Raw genomic sequence first — 16926 nt, 5'->3', positions numbered from 1 at the left:
GAGATTGTATATCCTTCCTGTTTCTGTCCCTTTTTCGCAGTATAACGGAAAGCAAGATAGATATCCCGTCCGTTCCATTCTGACAAATCTATTGCTCCGGAATTAACATTAACACCTTTTTTAGTCCCCTCAACAGGCCATTTCGCTTTTTCAGAAATATCCAGCCAAGTGGCACGTTTTATTCCCTCCATGGTGATGTCACCGTCAAAGTCAGTAGAAAGAAGAAGCTTGATTTCGGCATACTCCTCCAAGTTATCTCCATCTTTTTTACAATTGAAAGACAGGACTGGAGAACCATTCTCCCTTCCGCGATTTCTATAGATATAACGCGACCCTTTTATCGTTCCTCCCATCGTTCCGCCATTATAATTATCAACTCCGGTAAAAATCGTCACGAAATCAGCTTCTCCTGAGAAGTGGAAGCGAACATTCTCTCCAACTTCGTATACATTCTTTTCAAGCCTAGTCACAACAGTTGATTCGGTCACGGTGTCAACTTGGCAGGACACAACGACTAAAGCGGCGACTAAAGCGGGAAACAGGTTTCTAATTATATTTCTTTTCATTGTCTCATACTTTTAATAATGTTAAATATACAATTACCAGCCTTCATTCTGTTTCAATTCAGGATTAAGCATTATTTCTCCGGAAGGGATCGGAAGGTAATAATGAACATCGGACACATTGTTGCCAGGAGTCATGATATAATCAAGTTGCGCTCCATTGACTCCTTTTGCATTCCTGCCATCATCCCTCGTAGCCTGAAGCACCTCCACAAGATTGTGCCAACGTTTGAGGTCTAAACGTCTCCAGCCTTCAAAGCATAGCTCCCTTGCTCTTTCATCCATAATAGTCTGAAGGAATGCCTCCTTTGAGTCTGTAGCTTCAGCAGGCAATTCATAAGACGGACTCTCATCCTTCATCACTGCGATTGCCGTAGCACCGCTACCCTTAGGACCTTTCCCGCCCTCGAGTGACCTGATCACCACCTTCGGAGTTTCACTGTAGGCATGTCCCCTGTCGAGCAATACTATTGACTCAATAGGTCTGGTGGCTTTAGTGTCCGGTTTCCCGTCAGAACCAAGAATCTCAGGCAACTTGGCAGTAGCAATTGTAAGAGGACCTTTAACGTCTCCGACACGATATGCCTTGGGAGATTTGTTCTCTTCCGTTGTGCATGTGACAGATGCAGTATTGTCGGTAACATCTACAATTTCCACACAAACTTCATCAATGGTATAATTTTCTCCCGGATTGGTAAGTTCAATATGATCAATAAACTTGCGACCGTCCATCTGTCCGTATGCCCTTTTTCTCACTGCGTTGACATAGCCTATAGCCTCAGGTGTCGAACCATTATTTATCTGACACAATGCTTCGGCTGCCATAAGCAATACATCGGAATAGCGTACTATACAGAGGTTGGTTCCTGTATTACTCTGATATGCAGGCCAAATCTTTGCATACTGACGGTTGAACTTGTTGACCTGACGATCATAAACCAATCTGTCATTATCAGGATCCTTATGCGAGCCGAAATAAGTAAGAACAAGACGATCGGCACCATCAAGCTTCGTAGGGGCATTGGTAAACGGAGCGATAGCCCAGTTACGTCTTTCATCATAAGAGCCTAACAATGCCTCAGTATCCTGCTCATAATATGAAAACATTCTTTTGGTGATCTTCATTGTATTATTAACCATAAAGGACACATTTGCTACAGCTTTGCTGCAATTGGTACCAAGCGAGGTCGACAATGAAGGAAAATATTCTTTCAGTCCGTCAGACGTACTTTTACAATACGCTTCTATCTCCCATAGATTTTCACGTATATCATACTTGTCCTGAATAAGCGGAATGAATGCTTCTGCAAAATTAGGAATCAAGCTGTGAGCAGGATCGTCGATGACCATCTTTGCCCATTTGTATGCATCTTTGTACCTTTCAGTGTTGTAGCAAGGGAATCCGGCATTGAAAAGGCAGACCCTTGCCAGCACTCCCCTGACAGCAGACTTATTGATTCTTCCTCCAAAGTTAAATTTGGTAATCGGAAAGACCTTACTCTCTGCCTCTTCCATCTCGCGAATTACAAAATCGTATATATCAGCCTCCTCTGCCTGCTTTGCAGAAGTACTATTAACATCCGAAGATGCCTCCGTTACGAGAGGAACCCTTCCATAATTTTGTACAAGATTGAAATAACAGAATGCCCTTATAAATTGCACTTCACCTTCCATGGCGAGCTTTGTTTCTGTTGTCATCTTGGCATCAGGAAGATAATGAAGGAACTGACAGCAACGCTGAATCGCCGCATAAAGATTCTTGTACATAGTAGCATTAGGAGCATATCCGGAAGTATAGCTATACACCTTAGGACCTGTTCCGGCTGCTGCATTATACATTTCATCCGTCACATTCCAGATGACGAACTGAGAGTTCATGCTTCCATCAAAAAGTCCTCCTCCCGGTACGCTAAGAGCGTCATAACAACCCACTAAAACCTTTGCGCATGCCGCACTATCTTTGAAAAATGTATTCGGAGTGTCCGAATCTATCGGATGCAAATCCAAATTAGACAAACAGCCTGTAAGAGGAAAAAATGCAATTCCGAACAATATACTTTTAATAACCTTATTCATATCCATATAAATTATTATATCACATTAAAACGAAATTTGTGCACCAAATATGAATGTACGTGGTACAGGGTATGCCGAATAGTCATAACCTGGAGTTCTTGCATTCGACATCGTGCTGACGGTAGGGTCCTGTCCCGAATATCCCGTCACCGTAAACAAATTCTGGGCAGAGAAATAAATCCTCATGTTGCTAACAAAAAACCTCTGGCTCACCTGAACAGGCAGAGTATATCCTATATTCAAATTTTTCAGTCTCAAATATGAGCCGTCCTCTACATAACGGTCACTGCCCCAAGCCGTATTGTTTGCAGATCTTGCACGCGGAAGTTTTCCGTTAGGATTGTCCACGGTCCATCTGTCGGCATACGAAGCAAACTGATTGGAACTCAATGATCTGCCTTCTTCTAAATAATAACGGTTCATATTAAGGATATCATTGCCGTAGCTGAATGTAAAGAACAATGACATATCAAAATTATAGAATCTGAAAGTATTTGTTATACCGCCCGTAAAATCAGGATTCGGATTACCTATAATCGTCAAGTCTTCTTGAGTAATCTGAAGATCGCCATTCAAATCCTTGAATTTCTGATATCCGGGAAAGACTCCCTTTCTGTTTGCATGAGTTGACTGTGAAACTACATCATCTCTCAATATCCAGCTGCCATCGCTTCCCTTACGGAAATCTTCATATTGATAAAGACCGTCTGTAAGGGCTCCGTACATCATACCGATAGGCTGGCCCACCTTCGCAATATACAATGCAGCCCCATTCGGAATCTTCAGATTATCAGCAGGAAGCACACTCTGGTTGTTGGCAAGTGCAAGCACTTTGTTCCTGTTGAATGAAATATTGAAATCGGTAGTCCAGTTAAAATGCCTTCTCTTCATATTAACAGTGTTTAGAGACAGTTCGAAACCTTTGTTCTCCACCCGGCCTATATTTCTATATGCTGAACCATAACCGATATGGGCAGGCAAAGTGGCATTGATCAGAAGATCTTTAGTATCTTTCTTATAATACTCGGCGGTCAAGTATATTCTATTGTCGAAGAAGCCCAAATCCATTCTAGCATTAAAGGTATATGTGGTCTCCCATTTCAATTTAGAATTACCTATCGATGAGACAATCGCTCCCGTTGTAGGATATTCATCATTGAATGAATAGTCATAATATGTCCCTCCGGAAGAAAATCCCATCTGCGGAAGATAAGCGTATTCTCCAATACCATTATTACCGGTAGACCCATAGCTCAAGTTAAGCGATCCTTCGCTAAACCATGATCCGATATTGTTCTTGACAAAATTCTCATCTGAGAATCTCCACCGAACGGCTCCTGAATAGAACTTGCCCCACCTATTGTCACGTGCAAATTTTGAAGAACCGTCCGCACGCATCGTAAACGTCAGATAGTATTTTCTGTCATAGTTGTAATTCGACCTAAAAATAAAAGATTGTATTGCCCATTCTGTCAACTTCTTGGACATGATTTTCTGAGACAGCCCTTCATCAAGTGCCTCTATTCCTCTCCATTCTGATGTAATAGGAATCTGTGTAGCTTTTGCTTCGAAGATATCCGAAACATTTTTCTGCTGAGTACAACCGACAGTTACGGCAAGGTCATGAATATTATCGAACTTTTTGTTGAAGTTCAAAGTGTTCTCATTCAAGACATTGTTAGTTCTTGTTACTCTTCTCGAACCGTTAATTCCGTCATTTCTTCCTGGAAGTGTACTTCCGGCTTCTGTCTTGGAATTATTGAATATATCAGTCTGGGATTCAGTACTCGTATAAGAAATCGAAGTAGTAAATTTCAGACATTTGAGAATATTCCAATTGAACATGGCACTGGTTCTCAACTGTCTTGTGATATATTTCTGATCAGTATTTTGCGTCTGGAGCAATGGGTTGAACATCGGCACTCCACTTTCCGGCCTTTCAGGATCTTCAAGTTCATGTGTCAAGTCCACACCGTTTGTGGAAATAGGTCTGTATGACCACACTTTATACATATAAGCAGAAGATCCCTGTCCATAGTTAACTTGCATACCAGTTCTTTCCTTCTCCGCATAATTCGCTCTCATAACAAGCTGCATACGATTGCCTATCTTCTGGGTGATGTTCATGCTGCCAACATAGTTCTTCATACCGGTATTGAGAATGATACCCTTCTGATTGGCATAATTGAATGAAGCCATATATGTGGTCTTCTCAGTACCGCCAGATGCGCTTACGCTGTATTCGTGCATCTGTCCGAGCTGACTGATCTCATCTTGCCAGTCAATAGGTCTCACATTCTTATAGTCATCGAGTGTCCATGGAGTTCCATCCGGATGAGGATCCCTACCATCGAGATACATAGAGCCATAAGCCGCATCAAGTTCATTCTGAAGTCTGACAAATTCATAAGGTGACATCATTTCATACCTATTATAGTCTTTCGACAAGCTATAACGGTACTCGAAATTAATTTTCGGAGCGCCCTTTGAACCGGAATCGGTAGTAATAACAATCACACCATTAGCACCGCGTGCACCATATATGGCTGTCGCCGATGCATCTTTAAGTATCTCGATACTTTTAATATTCTGAGTAGGAATTGACGAGTTATCGGGAGACTCTAGTGGAATACCGTCTACCACATAAAGAGGAGCATTGCTCTGGGTTACAGAATTGCTACCCCTAATCAGAATGTCCGGAAGACCTCCAGGCTGTCCATCCCCGACATTGACCTGTACACCGGCGACCTTGCCGGCAATAGCATTTTCAAACGTCACTGCCTGAAGCGCCTTCATATCCTCAACGTTGACAGAAACAACGGAACCGGTAAGATCCTTTCTTGCTACCGGACCTCCGTATGGAACCACCACCACTTCCTCGAGCATTTTCGCATCAGGTTCAAGAGAGATTCTCAATTTCTCTCCCCCTTTTGTAACCCGCACCTGATAATCTTTGTAACCAATGAAAGAGACAGTGACAGTCTGTCCGACAGGTACTCCTGTAAAAATGAAATTTCCATCTACATTTGTGGATACACCTTTGGTACTGCCTTTGATATAGACGTTAGCTCCTATGACAGGAGTTTCGGTTTCATCAACAACAGTTCCTTCAACGGTAACCATCTTAGTTTTTTCCTGTGATCGGACTGGCATGATGCCTGCAAATGAAACCAGCAGGCACATCAGAAAAAAAACAATTTGTTTTCCTGATCTTGATTGAATACGATTTAATGTTAACATACTTTGGCATTATAAAAATGATTAGAATTAATATATTGAGAAATGTTTCGATCTGGGCTATTATAATAGCTTTTAACGCAAGCAAATTTATATAAGTACAATCAATTTTAATAGCATAATGCCTCAAAAATCAACGGAAACGTTCCCGGGAACGTTTGGATTTTGCAGAATGTCTAAAAAGTTGTAAGTTTGCAGACAAACCTACAATCATTCATGTTATGGAAAAGCCAATTACAATAAAAGACATAGCAAAAAAACTCGGGTTATCCACCTCCACAGTTTCCAGAGCTTTATCGGACAGTTGGGAAATAAAGAAAGAAACCAAGGAGCTGGTTATCAAGACTGCTGCAGAACTGAACTATCATCCGAACACGCAGGCAAAAGGGTTGGTCACAAAGAAAAGTTATACTATCGGAATCGTTGTGCCTGAATTGGTCACATCTTTTTTTCCTATGATTATATCCGGAATACAAAAAATACTAATGCACGAGGGCTATCAGATCCTCATTACTCAATCCAACGAATCCGCTGAAACAGAGCGTACCAATCTGAGTCTTTTAGAACAACACATGGTAGACGGTATAATAATATCCACGACATCTGACAGTTTTGTCAACTCTGATATGTATCAAAGCCTACAGGATAATGGGATTCCACTTGTGTTTTTCAACAGGGTGCCTTCCAACATTGATACTACAAAAATTATTATTGACGATAAGAAAATGGCCTATTCGGCAGTGGCTCATCTTATAGGTGAGGGATACCGGAAAATATTTCATTTTGCGGGTCCAGAAAAATTGGATATAACGAAAGATCGTATGAACGGATATATAGAGGCCATGCAGGATGCCAATCTCCCTATTTCAGACTCTACCATCATTCATTCCGGTATTTTTATTCGTGATGGAGAACAGACTATGGAAGATATACTGTCCGGAAACGGTGAAAAACCGGATGCTATATTTGCATTTAACGATCCTGTTGCTATCGGAGCGATGAAAGCCTTGAAACGGCACGGATTGAGGATACCGTATGATGTCGCTTTTGTCGGCTTTTCAGAATCGGATATGGCCACTGTCGTCGAACCTTATTTGACGTCTATAGAACAGCCGCGTGTCGAAATCGGAGAGATTGCAGCAAGCTGCATGCTGGACAAGATTCGTACAAATAGATTGCTCAATAAAAAAATTGTACTGGATGCCAAATTGAATATCAGGGAATCATCGCATAAAAAAACACAATTATGATAAAGACACTATTCTAACATAGGAGGGGTAGTGATTGACCTTAATCTGTAAGTAAGCCCTCGTAATGTTCACTTCTTCCTCCTTTACTTGGTTGAACGTGAGGAACACAGGCAAAGTGAATTTCAGAAATTCGGTATACCATTCATCACCAAGATCAAAAACAATATGAGAAACTCCCTGATAAGTATACCCGCCATTGATGTCAACCTTATCAATGACGGGCAACTTGAAATCTTTTAGAACTGACGTTAGTATATGATCAATCAGCGGAAGAATTTAATGCTTTCAATAACTCACCTTTCACCGTATCCGTTCCCGGAAAACCTACTGACCGGTACGTTTGTTTCCCTGCACGGTCGAGCACCAGATAAGTAGGTACGCCACGGACTTCGAATTTATCACAAATAGCTGCCCACTGAGCATTGGTCAACCGGTAATGCTCACCATGAATATCGGGTATCATATTGTTCCATGTTGTCTCCGGAGAATTTTCACCGGCAATAAAGACATACACGATATCTTTATCTATCAGCTCCTCCTTCATGGGTTTCATCATCTTCATAGCCATCTTACAAGGTCCGCACCAGGTGGCCCAGAAATCAACAAGCACTACCTTACCCTTGAACGGATCGACAATGGCTTCAAAAAGGGCATCGTCCTTCACATCTTCGGGCAGAGTACGAACCATAAAACTGCGCTTCTTCTTATTTTCTTCTATCTTCTGAAGCAGCTCCGTATTCATTGCAGTCAATTGGTTCAGGAAATAGGGATTCTCAATCGTGCGTAATGTAGCAAAATCGTCTTCAGACAAAGGCATAAAATCTTCCAGTTTTGAAGCACATTGCATTGCTGTCTGCACATCATGATAGATACCTTTACCTCCTATTAGCTCTCCAACCACCTTCTGATTAGCTTCCAAAGCCACTTTGCCACACTCCTGAAAGAGGTTGTCATACTTATCTCTCAGCACCCTCATTATAGAAGCATCCTGCGACGAAGGATTATCACGGTATTTCTTCATTGCTTCCTTATCCTCCGGACTTACCTTGGATGAGTCAAGCAGGTAATCAAAAATACCGACGGTCTTAACAGACGGCAAATGGATGTATGCAGTATTTCTTACCATACCGGAATAATTGAAGCAATACACAGACTTGGGTGAATTGATGTAATCCAGTTTACTTAAAAAGTCAAAATAGCCATCTGACGTTTTTTTTGAGAGATACTCCTTACCGGCATCACGCAACGACAGTCCTTTTTGCTGAGCATAAGCCTGCAATAGCTGATAATCATATCCACATAACAGTCCATACAATGCATCTTTATTCAGCACCGTCAACAATTCCGCATAAGCTGCACTTATTTTCTTATTGGCACGGATCACATTGTCCGCTTCTTCATATTTCCGCATGCAATATGCTTTATACTGATCCGGAGTCATGTCATATAAGTCTTTCAACTCAACAGAACAAAGAGGAATTTCCAGTCCGGAATTCATTTCCGTATTCAATCCTGCATTCAGTCCTTCAAAATAAACCTTCTTCCCTTCAGCCTTCGTGTCTTTCTGTAAACGACTGGAAACACGCGTCATTTCACGAAGATTTACGGTAACCTTGGTTTCTCCACCCGGAGACAACAAAAAAGAAACAACAGATCCACCCACACTTAAATAGGCGACAGAAGGGTGTGAAACTGATATTTCCGTATGGAAATTTCCCACTTCATCCAACTCTAACTCTGTATTCTTTTGTCCATAGGCAGATAAGAAATCAGCAGAATGTAATTCAGCTTTCATCCGGAATGAAGACTTATAATCCAAAATACGACCACTAATGATAGCTGTTCCCTCTTTGATTTCAGGAGTCGGCAAAGCTACAGCAGTCATTTTTCCTGCCTTCTCTAGACCTTTAGGCAATTGGAGTTTAGGCAACTTTCCAGTCAGGCTGATACCGAAAAGATTAAAATCTCTCTCACCTTCCCCTTCCACAAAATCGAATGATTTTACAGATGGTGGCAAAGGTGGAAATATCAAAGAGAAAGTGGCCTCTCCGGATTCTGGCATCCAAAATTCCTGTCCCAACTCAATACCTACTCCCTGCCGCACCTGATAACGTTCACCATTATCTGCCACCAGACAAGTAGCAGGGGCAATACGTATCCAGTACTTTGGAGTAAATTTTGCATCCACATCAATCACGGTAGCTGTATCCGATAAATGAACGGCAGCTATCTCAATGGTTTCCGTTGCCTTTGCTATAAACGGAGGGCGATTAATCGTCTTCTGTGCATTCAATGCACTCCAAGACAAAAGACACAATAAGAATAGTAGTTTTTTCATTAGACTCATTCTTAAATTGATACTATCGCAAAGCTTCCACTTCTTCCGGAGTCAATGGTATCTTCTTGCCTAAGCGGCGGGCACCGGTTTCTGTAATAAGATAATCTTCTTCATTGCGAATACCACCGAAGTCACGATATTCTTCCAATTTGTCATAATTGATAAAGTCAGTGAATTTCTTACCTTCTTTCCACATGTCAATCAATTCGGGAATGAAGTAGATACCCGGTTCAACGGTATGTACAAAGCCCGGTTCCAAAGGAATGGCAAGACGTTGAGACTTACGTCCAAACTGTGTGCTCTTGGGTTGACCGTTATAGCCTACCCACACTTCGCCCAGATTTTCCATATCATGCACATCCAGTCCCATCATGTGTCCCAGACCGTGGGGATAGAACAATGCATGAGCACCTTCGCGCACTGCATCATCCGCATTTCCTTTCATCAGACCCAGTCCTTTCAAACCTTCTACCATTACGCGGGCAGATAAGTCGTACACTTCCATATAAGGAATACCCGGACGGAGAGCCTTTACAGATTCCAGATGCATAGCATTCTGAATTTCGTAAACGGCACGTTGCTTCGAAGTAAACGTTTTATCGGCAGGTACAGTAGACGACATATCACCACAATAGCCCGATGGAAGTTCCGCACCGGCATCGATCAGAAACAAGTCACCCGATTTAATTTTATTACCATGATAATGATTATGCAAAGTCTGTCCGTTGATTGTGGCAATTGTAGGGAAAGAAAGTTCACAATTATTCATTTCGGCTACACGGTTCATCTCTGCCACAACTTCATATTCGTACATACCCGGACGAATCACTTCCATCGCCTTGATATGCATGTCGGCAGTCACATCACATGCTTTTTCTATTTCTGCAATTTCTTCGGCAGATTTATAATTACGCTGTGCCACCACCGCACGGATAAACGGTACGGAACCTTCCTGGCGTGCAGGCGGAATACCCAGCCAATCCATGAGTTTCAGCTTATGTTCGGGACGGTAAGGCGGAAGATAATGCACTGTCTGACCTTTTTGTACGGCTTTGTGCAGATAGCTGATAATCGCGACGGAAGGAAGCGTCTCCCGAATGCCTACCCGTTCACTCTTCTCTTTCAGAGTCGGCTGCGTACCCATCCATACAATATGATCGATAGTCAGTTCGTCTCCGAAAATGATTTCTTTGTCCTCATCGATGTCAATGACAGCGGAAAGTCCGGCAAACGACAAGCCGAAATAGTAGAGGAAAGTAGAATCCTGACGATAACGGAAAGCATTATCTTCATAATTCAGTCCTTGTTCGTCATTTCCCAAGAATAGTAACACTCCGGAGCCAATATTTTTTTTCAGCAGGGCTCTGCGCTGCACATAAGTTTCTTTATCAAACATAACGTTGCAATTTTTTAAGTTGATACGCACAAAGATAATGCAAACCGAAAGCAGCACAAAATAAGCTTGCCTATTTTTATTGCTGATGTACAGCTTATCTTCACTTTTAGCAAAGATAATGTAAATTAGGCGCCAATCTTTCATGCTTGCATGAAAAACTTATGCCGAGAACATTTCGCGTTCCCGAACTATTCACTATTTTTGCAAAAAGTGTGAAGATAAGTTGCGCCTCGGCATAAAAAATGAACGAGTTCATTTTATTCTGTCTCGTTTGCATTATCTTTGCGGCGAGTAAAAGAAAAGAATAAGTATGGCACAAGGTTCCAGACAAGTACAAACTCAAGCGCAGCAACAGGTACAGACACTGTCGCCCCAGCAGATTCTGGTAGTGAAGCTATTGGAATTGCCCGCTGTAGAACTGGAAGACCGTATACATGCGGAACTTCTGGAAAATCCGGCTCTGGAAGAAGGAAAGGAAGATACGGCAAGTGACGACTTTTCTGAAAATTCCGATACGGAAGGTTCCGCAGAAGACAGCGGAGCCAATGAATATGATTCATTAAGCGACTATTTGAGCGAAGACGATATCCCCGACTACAAATTGCAGGAAAACAACCGTAGCAAAGGTGAACAGGCCGAAGAAATACCTTTCTCCGACGCCACTTCTTTTTACGAAACCCTAAAGGAGCAACTAAGCGAACGTGACCTGACCGAGCATCAGCGTGAACTGGCGGAATATCTGATCGGATCATTAGATGACGACGGCCTGTTACGTAAGTCTCTGGATAGCATCTGTGATGAACTCGCCATCTACGCCGGCATCGAATGCACCCAGGAAGAATTGGAAGAGGCACTGAAGATCATCCAGGACTTTGATCCCGCCGGACTCGGTGCACGCAACCTGCAAGAATGCCTGCTCATTCAGATTCATCGCAAGATAGAGCAACAGCACTTCACCCCGAACCCTCTACTTTATATAGAAGAAGCGATCATCTCCGAATGTTACGAAGAATTTACCCGTAAGCATTGGGACAAGATACAGCAGAAGCTCGGATTGGAAGAAGATGCTTTTGAACAGGCTATCAAAGAGATCTGCAAACTCAATCCGCGTCCGGGTGCCTCTCTGGGTGAAGCCATCGGCCGGAACATGCAACAGATCATCCCCGACTTCATTGTAGATACATACGACGACGGTACCATCAATCTGGCTCTGAACAACCGAAACGTTCCGGAACTGCGTATGAGCCGTGATTTCACCGAGATGGTGGAAGAGCATACCAAAAACAGGGCTAACCAGTCGAAAGAGTCGAAAGAAGCCATGATGTTCCTGAAGCAGAAGATGGATGCAGCACAAGGCTTTATTGATGCCGTGAAGCAACGCCAGAATACATTAATGACTACCATGCAAGCCATTATCGACCTGCAACGCCCGTTCTTCCTCGAAGGAGACGAATCATTGTTGCGCCCTATGATATTGAAGGATGTTGCCGAACGTACCGGATTAGACATTTCAACCATCTCCCGCGTCAGCAACAGCAAATATGTGCAAACCAACTATGGCATCTATTCACTGAAATTCTTCTTCAGTGATGGATACGTCACCGAAGACGGTGAGGAAATGTCTGTACGTGAGATTCGTAAGATATTGAAAGAATGCATTGACAATGAAGATAAAAAGAAACCTTATACAGATGATGAACTGACGGATATACTGAAAGAAAAAGGATATCCTATAGCACGCCGCACGGTAGCCAAGTACAGGCAACAGTTGAACATACCGGTGGCAAGACTGAGGAAGTAATTATTAATTTGAGAACTCTATTCATGGAAGAACAACATATTGTAGCAGACAGGACCTTAATCCGGACAGCCCGGGTGATATCGGCTATATTCACGCCGTTTTCCATTCCATTCCTGGCGTTTCTGATTCTGTTCCTTTTCTCGTACCTGCGCATCATGCCTATACAGTATAAGCTGATTGTGCTTGGAGTAGTGTACTGCTTCACTATTCTTATGCCTACGCTCACCATCTTCCTGTTCCGTAAAATCAATGGTTTCAGTCCCGAAGACTTGGGTGAACGTAAGCGGCGCTTTATGCCATTCTTGCTTACTATTACTTCATACGTATTCTGCCTGGTGATGATGCACCGCCTGAATATCCCTTGGTACATGACGGGGATTATTCTTGCTGCATTGATCATGATGGTTATCTGCATTGTTGTCAATCTGAAATGGAAGTTAAGCGAGCACATGGCAGGTGTAGGGGCTATTGTAGGAGGGCTGGTATCTTTCAGTGCCTTGTTCGGATACAATCCGGTATGGTGGCTATGCCTGTTCATCCTGATTGCAGGTGTCCTGGGCACAGCACGTATTATTTTACAGCATCATACATTGGGAGAGGTACTGGTAGGTTTTGCCGTAGGATTAATTTGCTCTTTATTAGTGCTTCATCCACTGAGTAATATCCTGTTCCGTATTTTCCTCTTTTAAGAGAAGTAAAAAGGGCTCACATTGTAATTTATAATTAGTAATTTGTAATTATATAAGTATTAACCTTTAAAAATAATGATCATGAATTTCCCAGAAAATGTAAAGTACACCAAAGAACACGAGTGGATACGCCTTGAAGGCGATGTAGCTTATGTAGGTATCACCGATTACGCCCAGGCACAATTGGGCGATATCGTATTCGTAGATATCCAAGCAGAGGGTGAAACATTGGCAGCCGACGAAGTATTCGGGACCATTGAAGTAGTGAAAACCATTTCTGATCTTTTCTTGCCCGTAGGCGGAGAAATCCTGGAACAAAACGAGGCTCTTGCTGACCAACCGGAACTGGTTAACAAAGATCCGTACGGTGAAGGCTGGCTCATCAAAATGAAACCGGATGCTGATGCAGATTTCGATTCATTACTGGATGCTGCTGCCTACAAAGCGTTGATTAACGATTAACTATTAGTGGTTAGTGATTAGCATTGATATTGAGAAGTTTGCTAATCACTAATCACTAAACACTAATAACTAAATAATTATGTCTCCATTAGTAAGCATCATCATGGGCAGCACCTCCGACCTTCCTGTTATGGAAAAGGCCGCTCAACTGCTGAATGATTTACATGTACCGTTCGAAATGAACGCTCTTTCTGCACACCGCACTCCGGAAGCTGTAGAGGATTTTGCAAAGAACGCCCGCGAACGCGGCGTTAAAGTGATAATCGCAGCCGCCGGCATGGCCGCCGCTCTGCCCGGAGTCATCGCTGCTAACACTACACTACCTGTCATCGGAGTTCCCGTTAAAGGTTCTGTGCTGGATGGCGTAGATGCTCTCTACTCTATCATTCAGATGCCTCCCGGAATCCCTGTAGCCACAGTTGCCATCAATGGCGCCATGAACGCTGCCATTCTTGCTATACAAATGCTAGCTTTAAGCGATGCCGATCTCGCTGAAACTTTTGCAGCCTACAAAGAAGGGCTGAAAAAGAAAATCGTAAAGGCGAACGAGGAGCTGAAAGAAGTAAAGTACGAGTATAAAACGAATTAAAAAGGAGTAATTAGTGGATTTATTCAACTATTCCCGTCGGGAAACATCAGAAGTAAATATTGGAGCCACCCCTATGGGCGGCTCCAATCCTATACGCATACAGAGTATGACAAACACCGCCACACAGGATACAGAAGCCAGCGTGGCACAGGCTAAACGTATTGTAGATGCCGGAGGTGAATATGTACGTCTGACAGCACAAGGCATTAAAGAAGCGGAAAACCTGATGAACATCAATGCCGGTTTGCGCCGGGACGGATATATGGTTCCACTGGTTGCCGACATCCACTTCAACCCAAAGGTAGCAGATGTAGCAGCACAGTATGTCGAGAAAGTGCGTATCAATCCGGGAAACTATGTAGATGCCGCACGCACCTTCAAGCATCTGGAATATACAGACGAAGAGTATGCACAAGAGTTGCAGAAGATACATGACCGATTCGTTCCTTTCCTGAATATCTGCAAGGAGAATCATACAGCTATCCGCATCGGTGTAAATCATGGCTCACTGTCCGACCGCATTATGTCTCGCTACGGCGATACACCGGAAGGTATGGTGGAATCATGCATGGAGTTCCTGCGCATCTGTGTAAAAGAAGACTTTACAGATGTTGTTATCTCCATCAAAGCCTCCAATACAGTAGTAATGGTAAAAACGGTTCGCTTGTTAGCTGCTGTAATGGAAAAGGAAGGAATGCAATTCCCGTTGCACCTTGGCGTTACAGAAGCCGGGGATGGTGAGGACGGACGTATCAAGTCTGCATTGGGCATCGGTGCATTGCTAGCCGACGGCCTGGGTGATACCATCCGCGTTTCTTTGAGCGAAGCTCCGGAAGCAGAAATACCTGTAGCACGAAAGTTGGTGGATTACATCATGCAGCACCAGGATCACCCTTACATACCCGGAGTGGAAGCAGAAGGTTTCAACTATCTTTCTCCGGTACGACGTGAGACAACTGCCGTACGCAACATAGGTGGGAATCACCTGCCTGTAGTCATTGCCGAACGCATGGACGGAAAATTTGATACGAACCCGCAATTCATTCCGGATTATATCTACGCCGGACGTGCCTTACCGGAAACTCGGGAAGAAGGAGTGGAATACATCCTGGATGCGGATGTATGGGAAGAAGAGCCTGGAACCTATCCGGCTTTCAATTACCAGCAGATGCCACTTATGGGCAATTGCCAAGCCGATTTGAAATTCATGTTTATGCCTTACATGGCACAAACGGAAGAAGTGATTGCTTGTCTGAAATATCATCCTGAAGTAGTCATTATATCACAGAGCAACCATCCTAACCGACTTGGGGAACATCGTGCTTTAGTTCACCAGTTGATGCAGGAAGGACTGAAAAATCCGGTTGTATTCTTCCAGCACTATGCTGAAAATGAAGCAGAGGACTTGCAGATAAAATCTGCTGCCGACATGGGAGCACTTATCTTCGACGGTCTTTGCGATGGTATTTTCCTGTTCAACCAGGGAAATCTCACTCATGCCGTAGTAGATGCCACAGCCTTTGGTATTCTGCAAGCAGGACGTATACGCACCAGCAAAACGGAATATATCTCCTGCCCCGGATGCGGACGTACCCTGTTCGACCTTCAAAGCACCATAGCACGTGTAAAAGCCGCTACTTCACACCTGAAGGGATTGAAAATAGGTATTATGGGCTGCATCGTCAATGGTCCCGGAGAAATGGCTGATGCTGACTATGGCTACGTAGGTGCCGGACGTGGGAAAATCAGTCTGTATAAGAAGAAAGAATGCATTGAAAAGAATATTCCCGAAGAAGAAGCTGTAGAAAAGTTGATTGAGCTGATTAAAGCTAACGGGGATTATGAAGAAAAATAGTTTAAAGAAAAATGGCAAGCAGGATAAATCTACTTGCCATTTTTCTTTAAACTATTTCTTCTGACTGAACAGCCAACTCATAAAGTCGGGATAATTGAAAGCCGGATTCCAGCTACCATGATTACATCCCGGAAACTCAATGTATTCCACATCAGCACCTTCCTTCTTCAAAGTCCTGTATGCCGCACGCGAACCTTCAGGTGTAACCACATTGTCAGCATCACCGTGGAAAATACGAAACTTTACAGACTTGGCAGCTTTCAGGCGCGCCACATTTACTGTACCGCAAATAGGCACAGCAGCAGCAAATATCTCCGGGAAACGGACAGCCATGTCAAAGGTTCCCATTCCTCCCATAGAAAGTCCAATGATATAAATACGCGATTTATCAACCTGAGGCATTGCCAGATAAGTATCCAGCAAATCCTTCACTGTCTGAAAAATCGGAGTTATCGGTTCGTTCAACGGCATCTCATTCGGCAAAAATGATTCAGGACGTGCCGAGTATGCCCAATAGCCCGTTTCGGGACACTGTGGTGCGAGCACGAATGCCGGGTATTTCTCCCGGTTCACCGGATTCAAAAACATCTGTCCACCATGGGTCAATTGCCTCTCATTATCATTACCACGCTCCCCTGCACCATGCAGAAAGAGCACCAAAGGATACTTC

General features: G+C 43.3%; 12 protein-coding genes. 6 read left to right on the top strand and 6 right to left on the bottom strand.

Going from position 1 to position 16926, the window contains the following annotated elements:
* The 3 genes from BACCELL_RS11195 to BACCELL_RS11185 form a co-directional block, all read right to left on the bottom strand.
* On the bottom strand, positions 1–566 hold a 566-nt coding region (locus BACCELL_RS11195; protein ID WP_007211895.1), incomplete at its 3' end, for a DUF5017 domain-containing protein.
* A 33-nt stretch (positions 567–599) separates the two neighbouring features.
* The gene (locus BACCELL_RS11190) at positions 600–2639 is read right to left on the bottom strand and encodes a RagB/SusD family nutrient uptake outer membrane protein (RefSeq protein WP_007219452.1); all 2040 of its coding nucleotides are present in this window, start codon (positions 2637–2639) and stop codon (positions 600–602) included.
* 24 nt (positions 2640–2663) lie between these two features.
* Positions 2664–5762 (bottom strand): SusC/RagA family TonB-linked outer membrane protein, encoded by a 3099-nt coding sequence (locus BACCELL_RS11185; protein WP_225979431.1) that lies wholly within the window; start codon positions 5760–5762, stop codon positions 2664–2666.
* A 335-nt stretch (positions 5763–6097) separates the two neighbouring features.
* On the opposite strand from BACCELL_RS11185, the gene BACCELL_RS11180 reads away from it, so the two are divergent.
* Entirely contained in the window at positions 6098–7126 is a 1029-nt protein-coding gene (locus BACCELL_RS11180; protein ID WP_007211891.1) for a LacI family DNA-binding transcriptional regulator, read from the top strand.
* 259 nt (positions 7127–7385) lie between these two features.
* Here the strand turns inward: BACCELL_RS11180 and BACCELL_RS11170 are convergent, their stop codons facing one another.
* Both BACCELL_RS11170 and BACCELL_RS11165 read right to left on the bottom strand, forming a co-directional pair.
* Entirely contained in the window at positions 7386–9464 is a 2079-nt protein-coding gene (locus BACCELL_RS11170) for a TlpA family protein disulfide reductase (RefSeq protein WP_236100733.1), read from the bottom strand.
* A gap of 22 nt (positions 9465–9486) precedes the next feature.
* Positions 9487–10860 (bottom strand): aminopeptidase P family protein, encoded by a 1374-nt coding sequence (locus BACCELL_RS11165; protein ID WP_044153808.1) that lies wholly within the window; start codon positions 10858–10860, stop codon positions 9487–9489.
* A gap of 310 nt (positions 10861–11170) precedes the next feature.
* Here BACCELL_RS11165 and rpoN point away from each other — a divergent pair, with 310 nt between their 5' ends.
* The 5 genes from rpoN to BACCELL_RS11140 all read left to right on the top strand — a co-directional run bounded on the left by rpoN (position 11171) and on the right by BACCELL_RS11140 (position 16256).
* The gene (rpoN, locus tag BACCELL_RS11160) at positions 11171–12661 is read left to right on the top strand and encodes an RNA polymerase factor sigma-54 (protein ID WP_007211886.1); all 1491 of its coding nucleotides are present in this window, start codon (positions 11171–11173) and stop codon (positions 12659–12661) included.
* A 23-nt stretch (positions 12662–12684) separates the two neighbouring features.
* Positions 12685–13350 (top strand): membrane protein, encoded by a 666-nt coding sequence (locus BACCELL_RS11155; RefSeq protein ID WP_007211885.1) that lies wholly within the window; start codon positions 12685–12687, stop codon positions 13348–13350.
* Positions 13351–13431: 81 nt separating this feature from the next.
* A complete protein-coding gene (gene gcvH / locus BACCELL_RS11150) occupies positions 13432–13812 on the top strand; it encodes a glycine cleavage system protein GcvH (protein WP_007219446.1) in 381 nt (126 codons plus the stop codon).
* Positions 13813–13891: 79 nt separating this feature from the next.
* Positions 13892–14401: a 5-(carboxyamino)imidazole ribonucleotide mutase gene (purE, locus tag BACCELL_RS11145; protein WP_044153607.1), complete on the top strand. Its 510-nt coding sequence runs from the start codon at positions 13892–13894 to the stop codon at positions 14399–14401.
* Between the two features lie 13 nt (positions 14402–14414).
* A complete protein-coding gene (locus tag BACCELL_RS11140) occupies positions 14415–16256 on the top strand; it encodes a 4-hydroxy-3-methylbut-2-en-1-yl diphosphate synthase (RefSeq protein ID WP_007219444.1) in 1842 nt (613 codons plus the stop codon).
* 51 nt (positions 16257–16307) lie between these two features.
* Here the strand turns inward: BACCELL_RS11140 and BACCELL_RS11135 are convergent.
* Positions 16308–16926 (bottom strand): carboxylesterase family protein (locus tag BACCELL_RS11135; protein WP_007211881.1); only part of this gene is annotated, 619 nt, incomplete at its 5' end.

Source organism: Bacteroides cellulosilyticus DSM 14838, assembly GCF_000158035.1.
GTDB classification, from domain to species: domain Bacteria; phylum Bacteroidota; class Bacteroidia; order Bacteroidales; family Bacteroidaceae; genus Bacteroides; species Bacteroides cellulosilyticus.
The sequence above is the reverse complement of the archived record's forward strand: the minus strand, read 5'-3'. Positions and strand labels throughout refer to the sequence as shown.